The sequence below is a fragment of the Subtercola boreus genome (assembly GCF_003399635.1).
GTDB classification, from domain to species: Bacteria; Actinomycetota; Actinomycetes; order Actinomycetales; family Microbacteriaceae; genus Subtercola; species Subtercola boreus_B.
On the sequence record NZ_NBXB01000029.1, the window covers coordinates 295,703 to 317,806 of the forward strand.

Here is a 22,104-nt window from a genome sequence, read left to right on the forward strand (position 1 = left end):
GCAGCTGGTCTCCCTACAGTGTGGCCATGAAGCGAAAATTGCTCGTTATCGGTGTTCTGGCCCCGGCCCTGCTACTGGGTGGATGCTCGGCCCTGGGTGGCTCGTCCGGCAGCTCGTCCAGCGGTTCCTCGGGCGGCCTCTCGGGCGGCTCGTCCGGCGGCACCTCGAGCGAGGCGAACGGCTCACCGGGCGACGCGCTGGCAGCGCCGAACGCGGGGGCTCCAGCCGACGGGAGCACCGGGCGGGACGCCCCCACGCTCATCCCCGGAGCCCAGATCGTCACGACGGGCACGATCGCCCTCCTGGCCGAAGAGCCCTCGGCGACCGCCGACAGCGCGGTCGCCCTCACCACGTCGCTCGGCGGCCACGTCGACAACCGCACGGAGCAGTCCTCGGGCGACGCGCGCGCCGACCTCGTGCTCCGCATCCCGAGTGCGAAGGTGACGGAGGCGATCGACGGCCTGAAGAAGCTCGCCACCGTCGACTCGGTCTCGATCACCGCAACCGACGTGACAGCCCAGGCCAGCGACATCGATGCCCGGGTGACGGCGCTCCAGACCTCCGTCACCCGGCTCCTCGACCTGATGTCGAAGGCCACCAGCACCACGGACCTCATCGCGCTCGAGTCCACTCTCTCCCAGCGTCAGGCAGATCTCGACAGCCTCGTCGCGCAGCGCACAGCGCTCACCGACACTGTCGCGTACTCCTCGATCACCGTCAGCATCGAGGATTCCAGCACAGCACCGGTGACGGCCCCCGGAGACTTCTGGAGCGGTCTCGGCACCGGCTGGGCCTCGCTCCTCACCGCGCTGGCGGGGGCACTGGTGGCGTTCGGCGTCGCGCTCCCCTGGCTCGTCTCCCTCGGCGTCATCGGCCTGATCGTGCTGGGAATCGTGCGGCTGGTGACGCGCCTCGGGAGGCGAGGGGTGCCGCCAGTGGGGGGCGAAACGCCCAGCTGATTTGCAGGCTGTAGGGAATCGACAAGCATCCTGCCGTGTTACATGTATCACAGGTACAAGTACGTCAGGGAGATTCTGTTGAGCAAGGTTTACGTGGAGATCGAGAATGAGTTCGGCGAGCTTGCACGGTACAAGCACCACCTGAACGGCCGTGGGTTCATCTCGGCAACCGCCACGGTGCACCCGAGTGCCTACATCGAGTCGTCGGCCTATGTCGAACCCGACGCGCAGGTCGGGCAGGGCGCGTGGATCGGCGCCGGTAGCTGGATCGACCGGGGTGCCCTCGTCGGGGCCGGGGTCTTCATCGGTGCGAATGTGCACGTCGGCCAAGAGTCGCGCATCGGCCGAGGCGCCAAGATCGGCAGCCACAGCCGCATCGGCGACCGGGCGACCGTGGCCGACGGCGTGAACGTCGCGCACGACTCCGTCATCGCCGACGACGGGGTCATCAGCCGGTCATCCCACTCCGAGGGATCGTTCGCGAAAGCGGCGTGATCCTCTAGAGAACGCCGGGCACGGTACCGCCGCCGCACGGCGTTCTGCTGCATGCAGGCATGCTCGTCCTAAGCTGTGGGCATGAAGCTCCTGTTCACCGTGCTGCGAGTCGTCATCGCGGCCGCCATCGCCACCGCCGTCATCGGCCAGCTCGCACACACCGCGAACCTCGCCAACCAGGCGAATCCCGCGTCGGTGGGATTTGTCGTGGTCAACTTCTTCAGCTTCTTCACGATCGACTCCAATGTCGCCAGCATCGTTGTGCTGGTCGCCGGGGCGGCGCTGGTCGTCCGACGGGTGTCACCCGATCCGATGCTCTTCACGACCGTGCGCGCCGCCGTCGTCACGTACATGGTGACGACCGGCATCGTCTACAACCTCCTGCTGCGGGGCATCGCGCTCCCCCAGGGCCAGACGCTCGCCTGGTCGAACGAGATCCTGCACGTGATCGCACCGATCTATCTCCTGCTCGACTGGCTCTTCGCCCCCGGGCGGGTCCCCCTCGACTGGAAGCGGCTCTGGACGATCCTCGCCTTCCCGATCGTCTGGGTGGTCTACACGCTGGTGCGCGGGCCCCTCGCGATCGATGGCAGCACGGGCGCGAACTGGTACCCGTATCCGTTCCTGAATCCGGCGACATCGCCGAACGGATACCTCTCCGTGACGTTCTACGTGATCCTCATCGCGCTCGTGATCACCGCGATCGGGGCCGGCACGATCCGCATCAGCCGGGGTCGGACGCAGTCCCGCCTGACGTGACGCAGAGCGGTAAATGATCGGGGCGGCGACCCGAGTATAGTTAGTTAGGCTGAAGCAACTAGTCGCCGATCTGACTCTGGAGCATCCTGTGGCCACGCGTACTGCCCTCTTCACCAAGGACCACCCGCGCTACCGGTGGGTCGCGCTCAGCAACACGACACTCGGTGTTCTGATGGCGACGATCAATTCGTCGATCGTCATCATCTCGTTGCCCGCGATCTTCACGGGCATCGGACTGAACCCGCTGGAGCCCGGCAACGTCAGCTACCTGCTCTGGATCCTGATGGGCTACATGTTGGTCACCGCAGTGTTCGTCGTGACCTTCGGGCGGCTCGGTGACATCTACGGTCGCGTGAAGATCTACAACATCGGCTTCATCGTCTTCACCGTCGGATCGATCGCGCTCGCACTCGATCCCTTCAGTGCGGGCGCGGGGGCGATGTGGTTGATTGTCTGGCGCGTCGTGCAAGGGATTGGCGGTGCCATGCTGTTCGCCAACTCGACCGCCATCTTCACCGACGCCTTCCCGGTGAACAAGCGCGGGTTCGCCCTCGGCATCAACCAGGTCGCCGCCATCGCCGGCAGCTTCATCGGACTGATCGTCGGCGGGCTGCTTGCCGTGGTCGACTGGCGCGCCGTCTTCTTCGTGAGCGTGCCGATCGGCATCATCGGCACGATCTGGTCGTACAAGTCGCTGCACGAAGTCGGCACCAGCGCGAGGAGCTCGGTGGACTGGCCCGGCAACATCACGTTCGCCGTGGGACTCACGGCAGTGCTCGCGGGGATCACCTACGGCATCCAGCCCTACGGCGGCATGTCGATGGGCTGGCTGAATCCCTGGGTGCTTGGAGCGATCGTCGGCGGCCTCGCCCTGCTGGTCGTGTTCGTCCAGATCGAGCTCCGGGTGCCCGATCCGATGTTCAACATGCATCTCTTCAGGATCCGAGCGTTCGCGAGCGGCATCTTCGCCGGACTTCTCGCGGCCATCGGGCGGGGCGGGCTGCAGTTCATGCTGATCATCTGGCTGCAGGGCATCTGGCTTCCGCTTCATGGCTACTCCTACGAAGACACCCCGCTCTGGGCCGGCATCTACCTCCTGCCCATCACCATCGGGTTCCTGATCGCCGGCCCCCTGTCGGGAGCGCTCTCGGATCGGTTCGGAGCCCGGGCGTTCGCGACGACCGGCCTGCTGCTGAACGCGGCCACCTTCCTCGCCCTGCTGGTCATCCCGGTGAACTTCGAGTATTGGGAGTTCGCCCTGATCACCGGCCTCAGCGGCATCGGCTCGGGGCTGTTCAGCTCGCCGAACCGCACCGCGATCATGAACAGCGTTCCGGCCAACCAGCGGGGTTCGGCCTCGGGGATGGCCGGGGCTGCGCTCAACGCGGGCAGTTCGCTCTCGATCGGCGTCTTTTTCTCCCTGATGATCGCCGGACTCTCGACATCCCTGCCCGCCGCCATGACGGCAGGCCTCAGCCAGAATGGCGTTCCCGGCACCGTCGCAGCGCAGATCGGCCAGACGCCCCCGGTCGGCAGCCTGTTCGCGGCATTCCTCGGCTACAACCCGATCGAGAGCCTCCTCGGACCCACCGGCATCCTCGGCACCCTGTCGAAGCAGAATTCGGCGACGCTCACAGGCCAGACCTTCTTTCCGGAACTCCTCTCCGGCCCCTTCCACGACGGCCTCGTGCTCGTGTTCGTGGTGGCCGCCGCCATGTCGGTGATCGCCGCGGTGATGTCGATCACGCGCGGGTCGAAGTACGTGCACGTCGACGAGGTGCCTGCCGACAACGAGTCCAGCGTTCCGCAGCCTGCCAGCCGCCCCGTGTAAAGTCGAGAAATGCCTGACGAATCCCGCATCGACCGACACGACGTTGCCGAGCGCCTCACGCTGGCCATCAGCCGGTTGAACCGGCGCATCCGCCCGGTCGGCGACGAGCTGAGCAACGGCGTGCTCTCGGCGCTGTCGAGCGTGAAGAATGCCGGTCCTCTTCGCCCGAGCGACCTCGCCCGGCTCGAGAACGTCGCTGCCCCCACGATGACCCGGATCGTCGCCGACCTCGAGAACCGCGGCCTCGTCGAACGCGAGCCCGACCCGGCCGACGGTCGTTCCTTCCTGCTCCGGGCGTCGGAGGCGGGTGTCGAAGCGGTCGCGACGGCTCGCCTCGCGCGCACCACCCGGGTGCTGCAGCTGCTCGAAGACCAGAGCGATGACGAGATCGTGAACCTGGCCCAGGCGCTTCCCGCGCTCGAGGCCGCTGCCGCCAACCGGGGCTGACCGGCCGCCGCGCGCGCCTCAGCCCGCCAGCTCGACCGGTTCGATGAGCCCCGGATCGGCCGGGTCGAGGGTTCGCGAATTGTTCACCGTGCGACCCACCGGATAGGTCGTGATCGACCTCGCCACGGAGGTCGAACTCATATCGAGCAGGTGCAGCAGAGCATCCGGAGCGGCGACCTTGGCGGGATCGAGCCACTGGGTCCAGAGATCAGGCTGAAGGAAGACGGGCATCCGGTCGTGCACCTCGCCTGACGCATCGCGCGCCTCCCGGGTGATGATCGTGAAGGTCACCTTCCAGTCGTCATTTTCGCGACGCGCACTGTAGAGCCCTGCCGCTGCGAGCACCTCCACGTCGGCGTGGATGAAGTAGGGCTGCTTGCCATCGGCCTGCTGCTGCCATTCGTAATACCCGGTCATCGGCACGATGCACCGATGCGAGGCGAAAGCGGTGCGGAACATCCCGTTCGTCGCCACGGACTCGAGCCGAGCGTTGATCGGCGCAGGCCCGCCGGGCTTCGACCATGCCTGCTTCAGCCCCCAGGCAGCGAGCTCAAGTTCACGCTCCACACCCGGCGCTGGCTCCGGCGTCGGGGCGTCGGCGTCGTCTTTCAGAACGCGCTCCCGGATGATCGGAGCCTCGTCCGTCGGAGCGACGCTGTAGCGCGGACGCCAGTCCTCCGCTCGGCCACCGCGCGCGATGAACTCGAGGATGAGGTCATCCGTCTCCTTGTTCATGGCGAATCTGCCGCACATCTTCTCCCTGCCCTTCCCTCGCCCGAACCGAACACCTGCACACCACACCTGGATCGAAACGCTCACCCCGCCGGGTGCGTGCGCTCCCACTGCTGCCGTTGCAGCGTCAGGATGCGCACCACCGACTCATCGATCTGATCCTCACCGATCTGCCCCGACTGCACGGCCGCGCGGATCGCTGCCACGGGCTGCGACATGTCGATCGCACTGTTGTAGAGCAGGATGTCATTACCCGCCGACACCGCACGCACGGCGTTGGCGGACCGGTCGGCGAACTCCGGCAGCCCGGAATCCTGAAGCATCAGCATGTCGTCGGTGACGGCCACCCCGGTGAAGCCGAGATCGTCGCGGAGGATCTCGTGCCAGCGCGCCGAGAGCGAGGCCGGCTCCGGGTCGACGCTCGTGTAGCTCAGGTGGCCGAACATCACCAGGGACGCTCCGGCATCGACCCCGGCGGCGAAGGGAGGCGCATCGCGCGCCTGCCACTGGTCGAACGCGAGGTCTGTCGACGGGATGCTCGTGTGGGAGTCGGCGTTCGTCTCGCCGTGGCCCGGGAAGTGCTTCAAAGTACTGAAGACCGACCCGTTCTCTGCCGCCACGGATGCGGCGACCCGCGCGCTCGACGACGCCGGATCGGTGCCGAGAACTCTGTCGAAGATGAACGAGCCCGGGTCGGCGGTGACATCGGCGACAGTGCCGAAGTTCACGGAAACGCCGGCAGACTTCAGCAGGGCCGCCCGTTGGGTGAACGACGCTTTCGTCTCCTCCACTGGCAGGGATTTCAGCTGGTCTGCCCCGGGAAAGACATCCTCACCGAGCCGGGCGACATCGCCGCCCTCCTCGTCGATCGAGACGAGCGGGGAGAGGCCTGCCGTGAGTGTCACGCCGGCGAGCTGGGCACGGAGAGCTCCCGCTGAGCCGGGCACGTTGTTGCCGAGCAGCAGGAACCCGCCCGGGCCGTTCGCCGCCAGGTACTTCACCATCGGTGCCGGATCGGTGCCCGGCACCTGCACCATGAACATCGTCGCCAGCTTGGCATCGAGCGTCATCGAGTGCATGCGCGTCGAGGCATACAACGCGTCGAGCTCTGCTGGGGTGGCGGCGGTGGCTGTGGCGGCCGGGCTGGCTCTGGCGGCCGGCGTGGCTGTGGCGGCCGGCGTGGCTGCGACCGTCGACGTGGCGGACGGAACCGCTGAGGCCGACGACGTGGGGGCGGACGTGGCCAGCGCAGTGCCACCCGCAGAATCCGCCGAGGCTGCGGCCGAGCATCCACTGATCGACGCCGCCAGCGCCACGCCCAGCGCCAACGCCACCGCCGCCCGGGCCGAGAGCCCCGGTCGCACCCGCGCTCGCACCCGCACGCGCGCCATCATTCAGCTCCCACAGCCCGGCCGGCAGCTTCCACAACCTCGCCAGCAGCTCCCACGGCCTGCCGGTGGCGCGCCGCCGTCTCCCGGTAGCGCACCGCGTTGTCCTTCACCGAGGCCCGCTCGGCGTCGGTCAGTTCGCGCCGCACCTTTCCGGGCATCCCGGCCACCAGCGATCCGCTCGGGATCACTGTGTTCTCGAGGATCAGCGCCCCCGCAGCGATGAGGCAGTCGTCACCGATCTGTGCGCCATTCAGCACGGTCGCGTTCATGCCGACGAGGCTGCGGTCGCCGATCGTGCAGCCGTGCAGCACCGCGCCGTGGCCGACGCTCACGTCGGCTCCGATCTGCACCGGCGAACCGGGGTCGGCGTGCACCACCACGTTGTCCTGCAGGTTGCTGCCCTCGCCGAGCGAGATGTGCGCGGTGTCACCCCGCACGACCGCGCCGTAGAAGACGCTCGCCGACCCGGCGACGGCGACATCGCCGATGAGCAGGGCGGTTGGCGCAATGAAGGCCGAGTCGTCAACAGAAGGCGTGACGCCATCGAGCGGCAGGATGTTCGTGAACGGTGTCATTCGGCAGGCCCCAACCAGGCAGTGGCGACCGTCGAGTGCGCAGACTCGGGGTCGGAGGGATGGAAGATGCCCGCGACGACATCCCGGTACAGTCGGCCGAGCTCGCTGCTCGACGACAGAGACCGGCCGCCGGAGACCCGCAGCGCCTGGTCGACGACGAACCGCGCGTTCTCGGTCGCCCGGAGCTTCAGACCGACGAGTCGCGGAAACCAGGACCGGCCGAGATCCGTCTTCTCGTCCACAGCCCGCGCCAGAACGTCGAGCTGCGGGTACAGCCCATCCTGCGCGATCGCCGCATCCGCGATGCGATACCGGATGTCGGGATCCGACGAATAGCGTCGGCCGTCGTTCTTCAGCGACGTGCGCCGGTGAGCCGCCTCGACGGCGAGTTCGAGGGCGCGTTCGCCGATCCCGGTGTAGACGGCGGCGATGAGGATCTCGAAATTCGCGAAGATCGCGAACACGAACGGGTCGGCGCTCGGGCCGGCCGGGAGCTTCCGGACGATGCGGTCCGCTCTGACCTCGGCCCCGTCGAGCACCGTCGTTCGGCTCTGGGTGGCCCGCATGCCGAGCGTGTCCCAGTCGTCGAGGGTCTCGAACCCGCCCGCGGCGCGGTCGAGGAAGCCGTGCACGAGCAGCGGGTCGGTGGGGTCGGTCTCATCCAGCCCGAAGATGCCGAGCCGCGTCCACGCCGGCGACAGCGACGTGAAGATCTTGCGCCCGAAGAAGTGGTACCCGTCGCCCGGCTGCGGTTCGGCACGGGTGGTGGATCCGAAGAGCACCAGGTCGTTGCCCGCCTCGCTGTTGCCGAACGCGAACACCTCATCGGCCCCGGCCTCGCGCAGCACGAACTCGAGGGAGTCGTCGCCGCGGTCGAGCAGGGCCTTCGCGACTCCCGTCCAGACGAGGTGCATGTTGATGCCGAGGGCGGTGGCCGGGGCCGCCGTGGCGAGGCGGAGCTGTTCGCGGGCGACCCGCTCGAGCCCGAAACCGAGGCCGCCGAACTGCTCGGGCACGAACATCCGCAGGTACCCGGCCTCGGCCAGAGCGTCGAGATCCTCGGTGAAGAATTCGTTCCGCGCGTCGTAGCCTGCGGCACGCGAACGGATGCTCCCGAGCAGCTCGTCGCTGATGATCGTCTCCGTTGCCGCTGCACTCATGTTGCCGCGCTCATGTCTGCCTGCTCACCCGTCAAGACTACGTCGTCGGGCAAGATGGACACATGGCCCTCCCGATTGAGAACTACGCCCTGATCAGCGACTGCCACACCGCGGCACTGGTCGGTGATGACGGGAGCATCGACTGGCTCTGCCTGCCGCGCTACGACTCGCCGTCGACATTCGGTGCGCTGCTGGGAGACGAGAGCCACGGTCGGTGGAAGATCGCCCCGAAGCATCCGGATGCCCGCTCGCACCGCCACTACCTCGGCAACACCTTCGTGCTCACCACCGTCTGGACCACCCCTGAGGGCGTCGTCGAAGTCACCGACTTCATGCCGCACGGCGACCGCCGGGCCGACCTGATGCGCCGGGTCAGGGGCGTCTCCGGAGCGGTGCGGATGGCGGTCGACCTCCGTATCCGGTTCGGCTATGCCACCGCCATCCCCTGGGTGCGCCAGATCGCCACCCCGGAGGGCGCCTCCGATCTCGTCGCGATCGCCGGCCCCGACGCCCTGGTGATCCGCGGTGCCGAACTCGAACCGTCCGATCACTCGCACGGCCGCGAGTTCGTCGTGAAGGAGGGCGAGATCGTCGACACGGTGATGACCTGGTATCCGTCCCACCGCCCCACACCGACCCCCAACGACGTGGATCTCGCCCTGGCCGACACTCTGGACTGGTGGGAGAACTGGGGTTCCGACAGCGCCCAGGACGGCCCGTACCACGCAGCTGTGATGCGCTCGCTCCTCGTCTTGAGGGCCCTGACCCACGAGGACACCGGCGGGATCGTCGCCGCCGCGACCACCTCTCTGCCGGAGAGTTTCGGCGGCCAGCGCAACTGGGACTACCGCTACGTCTGGCTCCGGGACGCGTCGCTCACGCTGACCGTGCTGCTCGACCACGGCTTCACCGGCGAGGCGGATGCGTGGCGCGGCTGGCTCCTCCGGGCGATCGCCGGAGACCCGAACGACGTGCAGATCATGTACGGGCTGGAGGGCGAGCGCTGGCTGCCCGAACGCGAACTCACCTCGCTGCCGGGCTACAACGGCGCCTCCCCCGTGCGCGTCGGCAACGGCGCGGTCGACCAGTACCAGGCCGATGTGATCGGCGAGGTGATGGTGGCCCTCCACCGCTCCCGCGTGCAGACCGGCAACGCCAGCCAGGATGCCTGGGCTCTCCAGCGCGCGCTGCTGACGGTGGTCGAGACGAACCTCGAACGGCCCGACTCCGGCATCTGGGAGATCCGCGGCCCGAACCAGTTCTTCACGCACTCCCGGGTGATGGTCTGGGCAGCTCTCGACCGGGGCATCAAGGGTGTCGAGCAGTTCGGCCTCCGCGGCCCCGTCGAGAAGTGGCGGCGACTGCGGGAGCAGGTGCGTGGCCAGATCGAGGAGAAGGGCTACAACGCTGAACTCGGCTGCTACACCCAGGTCTTCGGGGGCACCGCTGTCGACGCTTCCCTCCTGCAGCTCGCCCAGGTGGGCTACGTCGATGCCGACGATCCGCGGATGCTCGGAACCGTCGCCCGCATCGAACAGGAACTGCTGCACGACGGGCTGCTGCTGCGCTACCGCACCGAGTCGGGCGTCGACGGACTTCCCGCGGGCGAGTATCCGTTCCTCGCCTGCTCGTTCTGGCTCGTCGAGCAGTACGCCCGAAGCGGCAGGCTCGAAGACGGCCGGCGGCTGATGGATGCCCTCCTGAAGCTCCGCAACGACGTGGGCCTCCTCAGCGAGGAGTACGACATCACCGGCCACCGCCAGGCGGGCAACACCCCTCAGGCGCTGACGCACCTCGCACTCGTGCGTGCGGCCGACGCGCTGACCGACACCGCGCGCGAATCGAAGGACGCGGACACGGGCGCACCCGAGGCCACGGAACGGAACGTGCTCCGATAGCAGGGCAGGCCGGGGAACGCGCTCCGGTAGCCGGGCAGACTGGGCACCGGATGGCGCAAACAGCCGCTCAGCGCCCCGACCGGTTGAGCAGTGACACCGGCAGCAGAGCCGCCCGCCGGTCATCCGCTGCGCTGGCCTGGGCACTCAGCGAACGGATGATCGCCTGCACATCCACCACGAGACGGCTGCGCCGCTCGACCTCATCTTGCGGCAGGGCACCACCCGCAGCCCCGCCCACCGCGCCCGGCGGCGCGAACTGCTCACGCTCGACCGCCGCCAACAACTCCTCGATCGCCTCCGCCGGCATGTGGTAGAGCCCCGCCAGCCGCGCAGCGAAACCCCGCGCCGTCTCGCCCCCGGAGAGTTCGAAACGGTAGTCCCTGGCCGAGTCCCTGACCTCCTGCCAGCCGAGAGAGGCAGGCCGCGCATCCGTCAGCATCCCCGCGATTCGGAGCCTCCGCCGCATCCTCCGCCAGGCGGCGGGAAGCAGCGCGAGAAGGATCACCAGCAGAGTGACGCCGGCCGCGATCAGCCACGCCGTGCCCTGCTGGGCCGCCTGCACCTGCGGGTCGGTGACCGCGACGTCGCCACTGTCGACCTGCGGGGCGGCTCGCGGTGTGGTGGGTGCGGCGGTCGAGCCTGCGGCATCCCGAAGCGGGGCAGCCGCGGCCGCGGCCGTGTAGTTCGGCAGCGAGTAGTCGGGCGGGGTGAGCCCGAGCCCCGGGGTCGGTTCGAACGCGAGCCAGCCGACGCCGTCGAACCAGAGTTCGGGCCACGCGTGCAACTGGTCGCTGTAGACCTGGAACGTGGTCAGGTCATCGCTCGTGCGAGTTCCGGCCCCGCCGGGGTGGTACCCGATGGCGATGCGCGAGGGAATCCCGAGGGTGCGCGCCATGACGGCCATTGCCGACGCGAAGTGGATGCAGTACCCGCTCTTCGCGGAGAGGAACGTGGCGACCGCGGCGAAGTTGCCCCCGTCGTAGTGACCCTCGACAGGCGCTGAGACCGAGTACTCGAATGCTCCCGAGGTGAAGTAGCTCTGCAGCGCGACGGCTTTGTCGTAGGCGCTGGCCGCGCCGTTCGTCACCTCGAGTGCCGTATTGCCGATGATCGGGGAGATCGAACGGGGCAGCCGGAGATAGCTCTGCAGGGCATCCGGAACCGACGAGCCTGCGGACGCCAGCTGATCGGCTGTCGGCTGCACGAGGAGGCTCGAGACGGTGTAGTTCTGGCCGGTCGTGTTCGTGCTGTCCCCGGTGACGGTGAGACTGCCGGGGCTGACCGTCCAGGCGCCGTTCAGGCCCGTCACCCCGGTCTCCGGGTAGGGCACGGGAAGCCAGTCGCTGCGGAGGCCGGTCACAGAGACGTCGGACGTGACCGGCTGGGTCGCGACATCCGCCGAGAGCCCGTCGGGCGCGGCGAAACCGGCCTCGAGCGGCGCGGCGTCACTCGTCTCCTCGGGCTGCCAGGGCCCGGTGGTGAAGTCGGAGAGGTTGACGAGCTTCAGGTAGAGACCCGACGCCGAGGTCGTGCTGTAGGTCAGCGAGAGAACCGGGTTGGTACGCCGCAGATCCTGGCTGAGCTGGATCGACGGATCGACTCCGCTCGAATACACCGACGGCAGCTGGGCCGACAGCGGCGTGCGGAACGACCCGGGGGTCAGCCCGGGGGTGACCCCGGGCAGGAAGCAGGCGAGCAGCACCACGAGCCCCCCGGAGAGCACCGCGCGCCCGCCGTTCCGGCCCGATCGGATGCTCGCCGTCTCCCGGAGGCGCAACCCGATGCCGAAACGCGCCGCCGCGAAGAGCAGCAGCAGATAGGTGCCGGCGAGCACGGCGAACAACACGAGGTCGAAGTCCTGCTGGCGGACGGTATAGGGCACGATCAGGATCGACACCGGCACGAGACCGGCGAGAGCCGGCATCCGGAGCCCGAAGACGAGCGCGTCGGCCAACACGGCGAGGAGCCCGACGGTGAGGGCGAGCAGCAGCACGATGGGTTGCACCGGGTCGGCGGGAACGCTCTGGATCGCGATCGACTCCCCCGCATCGGCGAGGCCGGAACGGATCGCGTCGAGCGTGTCGAGGGTCGGGAGAAGGCCGAACAGCGCGCTGCCCGGCGCGAACATCACGGTGACCGTGATCGCCCAGGCCACCAGTGCCGCGATCGGTGCCGCGACGACGGGCAGCGGGAGAAGGCGGACGATGAGGGCGACACCCAGCACGAGGGCCACGACGAGGGCGGTGTTCCACCACCAGCCCGACCCGGAGAGCAGGGGGGCGAGCCCGCCCACGGGAAGCATGATCAGCAGAAAGAGAAGGGGTGAGACGGCGGCCTGCGCAGCTCGGCTCGGCTCTATGCGGGGGCGGGTCCCGGCGCTGCCGGGGCGGCCGTTCTCGTGGCCGGCCCCGGAGCCGTTCTCGTGCCCGACCGGCGGCCGGACGGGCTGCAGAGGTGGACGGATCAGCGTGCGCGTGCCGCTCACAGCACCAACCTCTCGCCGTCGACGGTTCCCCACGCTGCAGACGGGGCCTCGTCGGAGGTGATGACCTGCGTCATCCAGCCCGCTGACTCGAGCACCTGGCGCGAGGCGAGCGCCCAGCCAGCAGAGGCCGCCCCCGGCGGGGTGACGATGATTGCGACGGCACCGGATGAGAACCGTGCGGCGCTGGCGAGCGAATGGAGAGACGCATCCTCGAGCCGGCCCACAACGGCGAAAAGAGGCGGCAGGTCACCGAGCGCTGACTCCGTGCGGCTCACGGCGAGGCGGTAGTCGACGCTCACCGGAACCGATGCGGAGGCGTGATCGCCCACGGTTTCGCCCGCATCATCCCGGTGCGCCGCTTCGACGACCGAGGCGCGTGCCGCGTGCAGCAGCAGTTCCTCGGGCGACGACGGATCGAACCGGGCGCCGATGGCGTCGATCAGCCGCACCTGGAAGCCCTCGCCGAGGAGGTGCAGCGCGATCGACGTGCTCATGGACACCGCCCACTCGAACTCGGGTGAGAAACGGTGCTGGCCGGCCGCATACCCCGCCGCGGCGCAGTCGAGGATGACGACCGCATGCTGGTCGTTCTGCTGGTCGTCCTGGCGCACCATCAGCTCACCGAGCCGGGCCGTCGCCGACCAGTTGACGCGGCGCATCGAGTCACCGGTCTGGTACTTGCGGGAGATCACATCCTGTTCCCCTGCGCCGCCGAGCTGGCGGGAGGTTGGCGCAGAGCCTGCTCCGGAGGCGAGGCGCACCGCGCCGCGCGGCAGGGGCACGGTCGACGGCGTCACCGTGAGCACATCGGTGCCGCCGACTCTCACTGACCGGATGACCATGCCGAACGGGTCGGAGAGAAGCAGTGTGAGCGGGCCCACCTGGTGCTGCCCCCGATGGCGCGCCTCGAGCTCGTAGTCGAAGACCGTCGGCACCCCGGCGCCAGATCTCCGGAGCCGCGGGAACGGCGCCCGGGCGCCGGCGACCAGCGGCGCGGCCGCCCGGTCGAACCAGACCGCGTGCCCCACGGCGAAGAAGCCGCGGTTCTGAACGAGCAGTCGAACGTTCACCTCACTGCCGGCGGTGGCGAGCTCGGGAGTGAAGCGCCGATCGACGGTGAGCTTCGGTCGGTTCAGCGATACGCCGACCGCTCCGACGATGGGCAGTGCCAGCACGAGGAGCGCAACGAAACTCAGGTCACGGCGCTGCATCACATTCATGACGACGAGCAGCAGGATGCCCGCCACCAGGAAACCCCAGCCCCGGAGAGTCGGCCGGGGCACACGATCCCGCACAAAGGCGAGCGCGGCGGGCACGGCCTAGGCCATCCTCGCCGCGACCAGGGGAACGGGCGTGTTCGCGACGATGCGGTGGAGCACCTCATCGTGTGCGGCCGCCCCGCCGACACGGTTGTCGGAGAGCGATCGCCGGGTGAGCAGCAGGCGGTGGGCCAGCACGGGCACGACCAGGGCGTCGATGTCGTCGGGCAACACGAACTCACGACCATCCAGAGCCGCCGCCACTTTCGCCGCCCGCACCAGGTGCAGGGTCGCGCGGGGGCTCACCCCGAGGCGGATGTCGGGATCGCGGCGGGTCGCCTGGGCGATGTTGACCGCATACTGCTCCACGGCCGGTGAGACGAAGACGCTGCGGGCGGTCTCGATCATCCGCTGCAGCTCCTGGCGGGTGACGACGGCATCGATCTGGTCGAGCGGGCTCTGCTGCTCACGATTGTGCAGCATGGCGAGTTCGGCCCGGGCATCCGGATACCCCATGGACACCCGCATCATGAAGCGGTCGCGCTGGGCCTCGGGGAGGGCGTAGGTGCCCTCCATCTCGATGGGGTTCTGGGTGGCGACGACACTGAACGGGGGTTCGAGGAAGTAGGTCTGGCCGTCGATCGAGACCTGTCGTTCCTCCATGCACTCGAGAAGGGCCGACTGGGTCTTCGGCGAGGCACGGTTGATCTCGTCGGCGATGACGATGTTCGAGAAGATCGCGCCCGGTTTGAACTCGAACTCGCGCTCGTGTTGGTTGTAGATGGAGACGCCGGTCACATCGGAGGGCAGAAGGTCGGGAGTGAACTGGATGCGGCTGACGCTGCAGCCGACCGAGCGGGCCAGCGCTTTGGCCAGAGTGGTCTTGCCCACGCCCGGAACATCCTCGACCAGCAGGTGGCCCTCGGCGAGCAGCACGATCAAGGAGAGAGTGGCGATCTCCTCCTTGCCGTTGATCACCTTCTGCAGATTTGACAGAATCGCCGCGGACAGCCGCCCGAAATCGTCGATCTCGCCGAGCTGCTGCGGGTCGGCCCGGCTCGCTGAGCGTGATTCGGCGGCTCTGGTCGTGGCCCGGTCTGTCATAGCTGCTCCCGCTCTCGGCACTCGTGCGCCGATTGTAGCCTGAGAAACTGTCAGCGCAACGCCCGCCGACGGCCCCTGGCGCGGCCCCGAAAAACCGTCCCGGAAATGAAGCGCCCAGCAGGATCGTGATCGATCTCCCGAAAACTGTCGCTTCCGCGCTGCCAGAGCGACAGTTTTCGGGAGATCGATGTCGGTCTGGCGAGTGCGAGGGCGGATCCGCGGCGAGGAGGGCGGGTGGGTGAGGATCAGCGGGGCGGGAGGCGGTGGAGGGTCACGTCGGTGAGGGTGCCGCCGAGCTGGGCGGCGGTGGCCGTGGCCGTGAGGTAGGTGCAGGAGGGCTGGCGGCGGCGGTCGGTGGGCGATCCGGGGTTCAGGAGGCGGACGCCGCCGGGGGTGACGGAGTCCCAGGGGATATGGCTGTGCCCGAAGACCAGCACGTCGACGTCGGGGAACGCCGCGTCGGCGCGAGCCTCGCGGCCGGTGGCCGGCCCGGTCTCGTGGGTCATCGCGAAACGGAGCCCAGACGTCTCCACCCTCGCGACCTCGGGCAGCACTGCGCGGAGCTCCGGGCCGTCGTTGTTGCCCCAGACCCCGACGAACGTGCCCCCGGCCGCTGCGACACGCGCGGTGAGACGCTCGTACGTCTCGAGGTCGACCCAGTCGCCGGCGTGGAACACCACCTCCGCCGCATCCACCGCCTGCCACACCTCGGTCGGCAGGTCGCGCGCCCGCTTCGGCAGGTGGGTGTCGGCGAGCAGCAGGAGACGGGTCACGTGCACACGATAGGCCAGGATCGGCCACCCGAGCCAGCCAAGCCGCCCGCACCGCCCGCCCCTGCCCGCGCCCGCACCGCCCGCCCCTGCCCGCGCCCGCACGCGCTCGCACGCGCTCGCACGCGCTCGCACGCGCCGGAGCGTAAGCTGGCCGCCCATGAGCCTCAGCGCGTTCGACCTCTTCTCCATCGGCATCGGTCCGTCGAGTTCGCACACCGTCGGCCCGATGCGCGCGGCGTACCTGTTCGTGTCGGGGCTGCAGCAGGATGACCGGCTCCCCGCTGTGAGACGGGTGAAGGTCGACCTCTTCGGTTCCCTCGGGGCGACCGGCCACGGGCACGGCACCCTCAAGGCGGTCATGCTGGGCCTCTCCGGCGAACAGCCTCACCTCGTCGATCCGCTGACCGCAGACGTGAAGGTCGAGCGTCAGTCGGAGGGTGGCACGCTCGAGCTCGCGGGCGGGCATCCGGTGCCCTTCGACTGGCGGAAGGACATCGTGATGCACCGCCGCGAGCGCCTTGCCTTTCACAGCAACGGCATGCGGTTCACTGCGTTCGACGACTCGGGCGACGTGCTCGACCAGCGCGAGTACTTCTCGGTCGGTGGCGGCTTCGTGCTCGACCAGGACGAAGCGGGCCGCACCATGCTGGTGCACGACGCGACGCCCGTGCCGTACCCCTTCACCAGCGGCGCCCAACTGGTGGACCTCTGCGAACGAACGGGCCTCCGGGTGAGCGACCTCGTGCTGCAGAACGAACTCGCTTGGCGGAGCGAAGCGGATGTTCGCGCGGGCCTCCTGCATCTCTGGGAGGTGATGCAGCAGACCATCGAGCGAGGTTGCTCGGCCACCGGGACGCTACCCGGCGGGCTGAAGGTCAGGCGTCGTGCCGCCGCCCAGCTGGCCCAGTTGGAGCAGAACCCCGCCCCGGACGATCCGCTCCGTGCGATGGAGTGGGTCACCCTCTTCGCCCTCGCCGTGAATGAGGAGAATGCAGCCGGCGGGCGCATCGTGACGGCACCGACGAACGGCGCCGCCGGCATCATTCCCGCCGTGCTCGCCTATTTCACCCGCTTCGTTCCCGGAGCCGGCGACGACGACGTGGTGCGATTCCTGCTCGCAGCGACGGCGGTCGGCATCCTCTTCAAGGAGAACGCGTCGATCTCAGGGGCCGAGGTCGGCTGCCAGGGTGAGGTCGGCTCGGCGTGCTCCATGGCCGCCGCCGGTCTCGCCGAGGTGCTCGGCGGGTCGGCGAGACAGGTGGAGATGGCGGCCGAGATCGGCATCGAACACAACCTCGGCCTGACCTGCGATCCCGTCGGCGGGCTCGTGCAGATCCCCTGCATCGAACGGAACGCGGTCGGCGCGGTGAAGGCGATCACCGCTGCTCGGATGGCGGTGCGGAGCGACGGCGAGCACCATGTCTCCCTCGATGCCGCGATCAAGACCATGCGGGAGACCGGGGCCGACATGAAGGACAAGTACAAGGAGACGTCGCGGGGTGGCCTGGCGCTGAACGTGGTCGAGTGTTGACGGCAGGGCGATGAACGGGCTGGCGAGCATAGAGCCGATCCGCCGATCGCACAAGTCCCCGGCGGGCCGCAGGACGCCCCCACCGCCGACCGCGTATTTTTAACCCATGACCGACAAGACACAACCGGAACCCGACGCCGATCACGACGCCGAGACCGAAGAGGACACCGCGTCGGGTGGAGCTCCGGCGGATCCCGAACCGCAGAGCCTCTAGGCGCGCCGCGCATTGGGCATTCTGCTCTATGGCAACCCGAGCATCGAGATCAGCTTCGATGACCGGGCCCTCCAGCATCTCCAGATCGTGATCACGGCCAAACTTCGCCGCCGCGAGAGCTTCGTCTTCTCCTGGAACGACTCAGCCGACGTCGGAAGCGGCCGCAGCTCCATCTGGCTCGACCCGTCGAGCACTCTCTACTACCGCTACTTCGGCTCTCGCGTTCCGGCGATCAACCGTGAATGGATCGACGTGCTGATGGAGTCCGCGAACAGCGGCGGCGGGCTCTTCTTCCTGCCGGAGCCGGGCACCGGTGCCCACAATTCCCCGATCGCCCGATCGAGAGGCTGACCCGGATGACCGCCTCCGCACCCTGGCTTGCATCTCTCAGCCAGCCGCAGTACCTGATCACGCTGTACTTCCTCGTCGTGGCGGGGCTCGCGCTGATCGCGGGGTTCGCCCGGAGCGTGGCGACGCGCTCGGAGGTCGGATCGCGGTTTCGACCGGCCGTGGTGGCGAGACTCGCCGTCACGGGCGTGGCGTCCGTGTCGTACATCCTGCTCGTGATGACCTTCCTCTCGGGATACAGCCTCGTCGGGGGTGAGTACGTCCCAAACCAGGGTGCCGTGCTGGTGTTCGCTCTGAGGTACATGGACTGGTCGGTCACGGTCCCCATGCTGACACTCGAACTGCTTGCTGTCTGCAGTGTCGTCGGTTCGGGTCTTCGCCGCACGCAGGTGCTCGCAGCGGCGAGCGCGTTCGCGATGATCTTCTGCGGCTTCCTCGGCGCGATCGTCATCGATGAGGGCCAGAGCCAGGCCCAGCTGCTGATCTGGGGTGGGATCAGCTGTGTGTTCTGGATCGTCACCAACGTTGTGCTCATCCAGAGCGTCCGTCGTTCCCTTCCCACGCTGACGCCACTGGCCGCTTCATGGATGCGCTCTGCCACCATCCTCATGCTCTCCGGGTGGGTCGTCTATCCCCTCGTCTACCTGATCCAGGTGTTCGGCTCGGGCGGCGGCTGGGCGACCACGATGCAGGTGTCGCTCTGTGTCGCCGATGTGCTGGTGAAGATCGGCTTCGGCACGCTCATCCACCGGGTGGCGAAACTCCGCACGGCGGAGGATGTCCGGGCCGGGGACGACGTGCATCCGGAGTCCATCTGGATCTCGTCGGTCAAACAGTCGGACGCGGGCCAGCCGAGCGAGGTCTATCTCGCGGAGGGCGCTTCCGTGCACCAGCGGCACGCCCGCCCGCCCAGGTCATCTGCGGTGCCGGTGGAGCGAGCCGCCACCGACGACGAGGAGCTGTGAGGTCAAGGGACTTCCGGTGCTCGCCCGGGCTGTTACCGTGAACCATGCCTGAAGCGCCACCGCCTGCAACGCCTGTAACGCCTGCCACCGAGCGGCCCCTGGTCGCCGTCATCGGAGGTTCCGGTCTCTACAGCCTGTTCGACGAATCGGCGGCCGGAACCGAGACCCTCGTGGTACCGACGCCGTTCGGCGAGACGTCGAGCCCCATCACGGTGGGCCGGATCGGCGGCCACACGGTCGCGTTCCTGACCCGGCATGGCGCCGACCATTCCGTCGCGCCGCACCAGATCAACTACCGGGCCAACATCTGGGCGCTGAAGTCCCTCGGGGTTCGGGCGATCGTCTCGTCCGCTGCAGTCGGCGGCGTGAGCCCGGAGGTGCCGCCCGGAACCCTCGTGCTCACCGACCAGTTCATCGATCGCACCTGGGGCCGGCCCGATACGTTCTTCGACCGGGGCAGCGTGCAGCATCTTGCCGCGGCCGATCCGTTCTGCCCGGCCCTCCACAGCCTGGCCGCGAGCGCCCTCACCGGTGCAGGAGAGGTCTTCTCGTCCACAGGCACCGTCGTCGTCATCCAGGGCCCCCGGTTCTCGACCCGCGCGGAGTCGGTCTGGTTCCGGGCCGCGGGTGCCCACACCGTCAACATGACCCTGGTGCCCGAGGTGACGCTCGCCGCCGAACTGAACATCGGAACGGTCAACCTCTCGTTCGTGACCGACGCGGACGCCGGCTTGGCCCCGAGCGCCCCGGCGGGCACAGCGACCGGTGCGGCGGCGCGCGGGGCGGCGGGCGAGGCCGCTGATGCAGCGGCTGTCGCGGAGCCCGACTCGGTGAGCGCCGACCTCGTCTTCCGCCAGCTCCGGGATGCCCAGCCGCGCATCGTGCGGGCGATCGAAGCCATCGTCGCCGCCATCCCCGCGGGCTATGAGCCCCGGGAGCTGATCGCAGCCGACGAAGTCGCGCGTGTCATGGCGTACGCGGTTCCGGAGATCGGCGGCACCCATGCCTGACTCCGTCGTGCCTGACTCCGCCGTGCATGACCCCTTCGCGACTGACACTTCTGCGCATGACCCAGCCGAGCTGCTGCTGGTCACCGGCGGCGCCGGCTTCATCGGCTCCGCCATCGTGCGCGAGGCGCTCAGGCTCGGCTGGCGGGTGCGCGTGCTCGACTCGCTCCGCCCCGATGTGCATGCCGTGCGGGCTGCGGGCGAGACGACACCGGTCATCGATGGCGTCTCCCCCGGCGATCCGCGGGTCGAGTTCCAGCTCGGCGACGTCACCGACCCGGAGGCCGTCGCTGCCGCGCTCGACGGCGTGAGCGTCGTCTGCCACCAGGCGGCGAAGGTCGGTCTCGGAGTCGATTTTCTCGACGCCCCCGACTATGTGGCGAGCAACGAACTCGGCACCGCGATCCTGCTGGCCGGGATGACACGCGCCGGCATCGGCCGGCTCGTGGTGGCCTCGTCGATGGTGGTCTACGGCGAGGGCAGCTACCGCCGGGCATCCGGAGCCGCCGAGCAGGCTGGTGCAGAGGTCGACCCAGAGGCCGGCTCAGGGGTCGACTCAGAGGCCGACTCAGAGGCCGGTTCACGCGCCGGCGCCCACGCCGGCGCCGCCATCCGCCCGCCTGCGCGGCTGCAGAGCGACCTCGAGGCCGGGCGCTTCGACCCCCTCGACCCGATGACCGGGCTGCCTCTCGTTCCGGCGCTCATCGCGGAGGACGACCCCCTCGACCCCCGCAACGTCTACGCCTCGAGCAAACTCTCCCAGGAGTACCTCGCAGCCTCCTGGGCCCGTTCGACCAGCGGCCGGGCCATTGCCCTCCGGTACCACAACGTCTACGGCCCCGGAATGCCGCAGAACACGCCCTACGCGGGGGTGGCATCCCTCTTCCGCTCGGCCATCGAACGCGGCGAAGCACCCCGGGTCTTCGAAGACGGCCGCCAACGGCGCGACTTCGTGCACGTGGCAGACGTGGCCCGCGCGAACCTCCGGGCGGTGGACAGCACGGCGGCAGGCGCCGACTCGAGCTTCCGCGCCTTCAACGTGGGCAGCGGCACTGTGCACACGATCGGCGATCTCGCCGCGGCCCTGAGCCGCTGGTCGGGTGGGCTCGCGCCCGTCGTGACCGGGGAGTTCCGGCTCGGCGACGTGCGTCACATCACGGCATCGAGCGAACGCCTGCGCGCGGAACTCGGCTGGCAGCCGTCGGTGTCGTTCGACGAAGGAGTGCGCGAGTTCGCGTCGGCACCCCTCCGCGCGGCTGTGCAGTCGTCGTGAGCGGCCCGGGCGGCCCCGCCGCGCCCCCCGACGCTGTGCCGCCCGACGCCACGCCGCTCGGAGACGCCGCACCCCTCGACGGTGCCGCACCCCTCAGAGATTTCCCGCCGCTCGTCGACGTCGTCCTCCCCTGCCTCAATGAGGCCGACGCCCTGCCCTGGGTGCTCGGCCGCCTGCCGGCCGGCTACCGCGCAATCGTGGTCGACAACGGGTCGACGGATGACTCGGCCGCTGTGGCGCGCGCGCACGGCGCCATCGTCGTGACCGAGTCGAGGCGCGGCTTCGGAGCGGCCGCGCACGCGGGTCTCCTTGCTGCGACGGCGGAGACGGTCGCGTTCTGCGACGCAGACGCCTCGATGGATCCGTCGGAACTCCCCCGCATGGTCGCCCTCCTCGCGCCCGCTGTCCGCGAAGTCACACCCGGCACAGTCACACCCGGCACAGCCACGCTCACCGGCGCACGCCTCGTGCTCGGCCGCCGCCGCCCGACGTCCCGAGGATCCTGGCCCCTGCACGCCCGGCTCGCGAACCGTGCCCTCTCTCTCCTCATCCGCCTGCGTTCAGGCGTGGTGCTGCACGACCTCGGGCCGATGCGTGTCGCCCGCCGGGCCGACCTCCTCGCCCTCGGCCTGATCGACCGCCGGAGCGGCTATCCGCTCGAAATGGTGCTCCGCACCAATGAGAGAGGGTGGAGTATCGTCGAGACCGATACCGCGTACTCCCCGCGCGTCGGTCGCTCCAAGGTCACCGGCACGGTGCAGGGAACCATCGGAGCGATCCGCGACATGTCCCGACTGCTCTCCGCGGTAAAGAACAGCGCCGTACAGAACGGCGCCGTGAAAACCAGCGCGGCAATGAACACCGCCTCGAAGAACGGCGACGACGGCTGAGCACCGCT

The 22,104-nt window shown here is 69.0% G+C and carries 20 protein-coding genes; 12 read left to right on the forward strand and 8 right to left on the reverse strand.

Features of this window, described 5'->3' with window-relative positions; all coding sequences use genetic code 11:
• The first annotated feature begins 26 nt into the window (after positions 1-26).
• From B7R22_RS11295 to B7R22_RS11315, 5 genes are all read left to right on the forward strand, one after another.
• Positions 27-959, forward strand: a complete 933-nt coding sequence (locus B7R22_RS11295) for a DUF4349 domain-containing protein (RefSeq protein WP_116411822.1) — start codon at positions 27-29, stop codon at positions 957-959.
• A gap of 78 nt (positions 960-1,037) precedes the next feature.
• On the forward strand, positions 1,038-1,454 hold the full coding sequence (locus tag B7R22_RS11300; protein WP_172582318.1) for a DapH/DapD/GlmU-related protein: 417 nt from the start codon (positions 1,038-1,040) through the stop codon (positions 1,452-1,454).
• An 81-nt stretch (positions 1,455-1,535) separates the two neighbouring features.
• Entirely contained in the window at positions 1,536-2,213 is a 678-nt protein-coding gene (locus B7R22_RS11305) for a Pr6Pr family membrane protein (protein ID WP_116411824.1), read from the forward strand.
• Between the two features lie 88 nt (positions 2,214-2,301).
• A complete protein-coding gene (locus tag B7R22_RS11310) occupies positions 2,302-4,044 on the forward strand; it encodes an MFS transporter (RefSeq protein ID WP_253259023.1) in 1,743 nt (580 codons plus the stop codon).
• A 9-nt stretch (positions 4,045-4,053) separates the two neighbouring features.
• The gene (locus B7R22_RS11315; protein WP_116411825.1) at positions 4,054-4,491 is read left to right on the forward strand and encodes a MarR family winged helix-turn-helix transcriptional regulator; all 438 of its coding nucleotides are present in this window, start codon (positions 4,054-4,056) and stop codon (positions 4,489-4,491) included.
• Positions 4,492-4,509: 18 nt separating this feature from the next.
• Here the strand turns inward: B7R22_RS11315 and B7R22_RS11320 are convergent, their stop codons facing one another.
• From B7R22_RS11320 to B7R22_RS11335, 4 genes are all read right to left on the reverse strand, one after another.
• Entirely contained in the window at positions 4,510-5,244 is a 735-nt protein-coding gene (locus B7R22_RS11320) for an SOS response-associated peptidase (RefSeq protein ID WP_116411826.1), read from the reverse strand.
• Positions 5,245-5,306: 62 nt separating this feature from the next.
• The gene (locus B7R22_RS11325; protein WP_253259025.1) at positions 5,307-6,605 is read right to left on the reverse strand and encodes a glycoside hydrolase family 3 N-terminal domain-containing protein; all 1,299 of its coding nucleotides are present in this window, start codon (positions 6,603-6,605) and stop codon (positions 5,307-5,309) included.
• 8 nt (positions 6,606-6,613) lie between these two features.
• On the reverse strand, positions 6,614-7,189 hold the full coding sequence (locus B7R22_RS11330; RefSeq protein WP_116411828.1) for a gamma carbonic anhydrase family protein: 576 nt from the start codon (positions 7,187-7,189) through the stop codon (positions 6,614-6,616).
• Complete coding sequence (locus B7R22_RS11335) at positions 7,186-8,349, reverse strand: acyl-CoA dehydrogenase family protein (protein WP_116411829.1); 1,164 nt, start codon at positions 8,347-8,349, stop codon at positions 7,186-7,188. Before B7R22_RS11335 ends, B7R22_RS11330 begins: the two co-directional genes overlap by 4 nt.
• Before the next feature lie 62 nt (positions 8,350-8,411).
• On the opposite strand from B7R22_RS11335, the gene B7R22_RS11340 reads away from it, so the two are divergent.
• Positions 8,412-10,247, forward strand: coding sequence for a glycoside hydrolase family 15 protein (locus tag B7R22_RS11340; RefSeq protein WP_116411830.1), 1,836 nt, complete (start codon positions 8,412-8,414; stop codon positions 10,245-10,247).
• Between the two features lie 67 nt (positions 10,248-10,314).
• Here B7R22_RS11340 and B7R22_RS11345 read toward each other — a convergent pair whose 3' ends face one another.
• The 4 genes from B7R22_RS11345 to B7R22_RS11360 form a co-directional block, all read right to left on the reverse strand.
• Positions 10,315-12,732 (reverse strand): transglutaminaseTgpA domain-containing protein, encoded by a 2,418-nt coding sequence (locus tag B7R22_RS11345; protein ID WP_116411831.1) that lies wholly within the window; start codon positions 12,730-12,732, stop codon positions 10,315-10,317.
• Positions 12,729-14,048, reverse strand: a complete 1,320-nt coding sequence (locus tag B7R22_RS11350; protein ID WP_116411832.1) for a DUF58 domain-containing protein — start codon at positions 14,046-14,048, stop codon at positions 12,729-12,731. Before B7R22_RS11350 ends, B7R22_RS11345 begins: the two co-directional genes overlap by 4 nt.
• Before the next feature lie 3 nt (positions 14,049-14,051).
• Positions 14,052-15,095 carry an AAA family ATPase gene (locus B7R22_RS11355; protein ID WP_116411833.1) on the reverse strand — a complete coding sequence of 348 codons (1,044 nt, stop codon included), beginning with the start codon at positions 15,093-15,095 and terminating at the stop codon, positions 14,052-14,054.
• 245 nt (positions 15,096-15,340) lie between these two features.
• Positions 15,341-15,868, reverse strand: a complete 528-nt coding sequence (locus B7R22_RS11360) for a metallophosphoesterase family protein (protein WP_116411883.1) — start codon at positions 15,866-15,868, stop codon at positions 15,341-15,343.
• 157 nt (positions 15,869-16,025) lie between these two features.
• On the opposite strand from B7R22_RS11360, the gene B7R22_RS11365 reads away from it, so the two are divergent.
• The 6 genes from B7R22_RS11365 (at position 16,026) to B7R22_RS11390 (ending at position 22,096) form a co-directional block, all read left to right on the forward strand.
• Positions 16,026-17,399, forward strand: coding sequence for an L-serine ammonia-lyase (locus B7R22_RS11365; protein WP_116411834.1), 1,374 nt, complete (start codon positions 16,026-16,028; stop codon positions 17,397-17,399).
• Between the two features lie 226 nt (positions 17,400-17,625).
• On the forward strand, positions 17,626-17,964 hold the full coding sequence (locus B7R22_RS11370) for a DUF7882 family protein (protein ID WP_172582320.1): 339 nt from the start codon (positions 17,626-17,628) through the stop codon (positions 17,962-17,964).
• A 5-nt stretch (positions 17,965-17,969) separates the two neighbouring features.
• Complete coding sequence (locus B7R22_RS11375) at positions 17,970-18,926, forward strand: bacteriorhodopsin (RefSeq protein ID WP_172582322.1); 957 nt, start codon at positions 17,970-17,972, stop codon at positions 18,924-18,926.
• Positions 18,927-18,970: 44 nt separating this feature from the next.
• Positions 18,971-19,936, forward strand: coding sequence for an MTAP family purine nucleoside phosphorylase (locus B7R22_RS11380; RefSeq protein ID WP_116411836.1), 966 nt, complete (start codon positions 18,971-18,973; stop codon positions 19,934-19,936).
• Entirely contained in the window at positions 19,929-21,206 is a 1,278-nt protein-coding gene (locus B7R22_RS11385; RefSeq protein WP_116411837.1) for an NAD-dependent epimerase/dehydratase family protein, read from the forward strand. The genes B7R22_RS11380 and B7R22_RS11385 overlap by 8 nt, the downstream gene beginning before the upstream one ends.
• Positions 21,207-21,358: 152 nt before the next feature.
• The gene (locus B7R22_RS11390; protein ID WP_253259036.1) at positions 21,359-22,096 is read left to right on the forward strand and encodes a glycosyltransferase; all 738 of its coding nucleotides are present in this window, start codon (positions 21,359-21,361) and stop codon (positions 22,094-22,096) included.
• The last annotated feature ends 8 nt before the right edge of the window (positions 22,097-22,104 follow it).

Bases quoted from the DNA above. Each gene is read 5' to 3' on its own strand.
- B7R22_RS11355 (WP_116411833.1), bottom strand. From the start codon at position 15,095: ATGACAGACCGGGCCACGACCAGAGCCGCCGAATCACGCTCAGCGAGC.
- B7R22_RS11380 (WP_116411836.1), top strand. From the start codon at position 18,971: ATGCCTGAAGCGCCACCGCCTGCAACGCCTGTAACGCCTGCCACCGAG.
- B7R22_RS11320 (WP_116411826.1), bottom strand. From the start codon at position 5,244: ATGTGCGGCAGATTCGCCATGAACAAGGAGACGGATGACCTCATCCTC.
- B7R22_RS11335 (WP_116411829.1), bottom strand. From the start codon at position 8,349: ATGAGTGCAGCGGCAACGGAGACGATCATCAGCGACGAGCTGCTCGGG.
- B7R22_RS11295 (WP_116411822.1), top strand. From the start codon at position 27: ATGAAGCGAAAATTGCTCGTTATCGGTGTTCTGGCCCCGGCCCTGCTA.
- B7R22_RS11330 (WP_116411828.1), bottom strand. From the start codon at position 7,189: ATGACACCGTTCACGAACATCCTGCCGCTCGATGGCGTCACGCCTTCT.
- B7R22_RS11305 (WP_116411824.1), top strand. From the start codon at position 1,536: ATGAAGCTCCTGTTCACCGTGCTGCGAGTCGTCATCGCGGCCGCCATC.
- B7R22_RS11365 (WP_116411834.1), top strand. From the start codon at position 16,026: ATGAGCCTCAGCGCGTTCGACCTCTTCTCCATCGGCATCGGTCCGTCG.
- B7R22_RS11385 (WP_116411837.1), top strand. From the start codon at position 19,929: ATGCCTGACTCCGTCGTGCCTGACTCCGCCGTGCATGACCCCTTCGCG.
- B7R22_RS11340 (WP_116411830.1), top strand. From the start codon at position 8,412: ATGGCCCTCCCGATTGAGAACTACGCCCTGATCAGCGACTGCCACACC.
- B7R22_RS11315 (WP_116411825.1), top strand. From the start codon at position 4,054: ATGCCTGACGAATCCCGCATCGACCGACACGACGTTGCCGAGCGCCTC.
- B7R22_RS11375 (WP_172582322.1), top strand. From the start codon at position 17,970: ATGACCGCCTCCGCACCCTGGCTTGCATCTCTCAGCCAGCCGCAGTAC.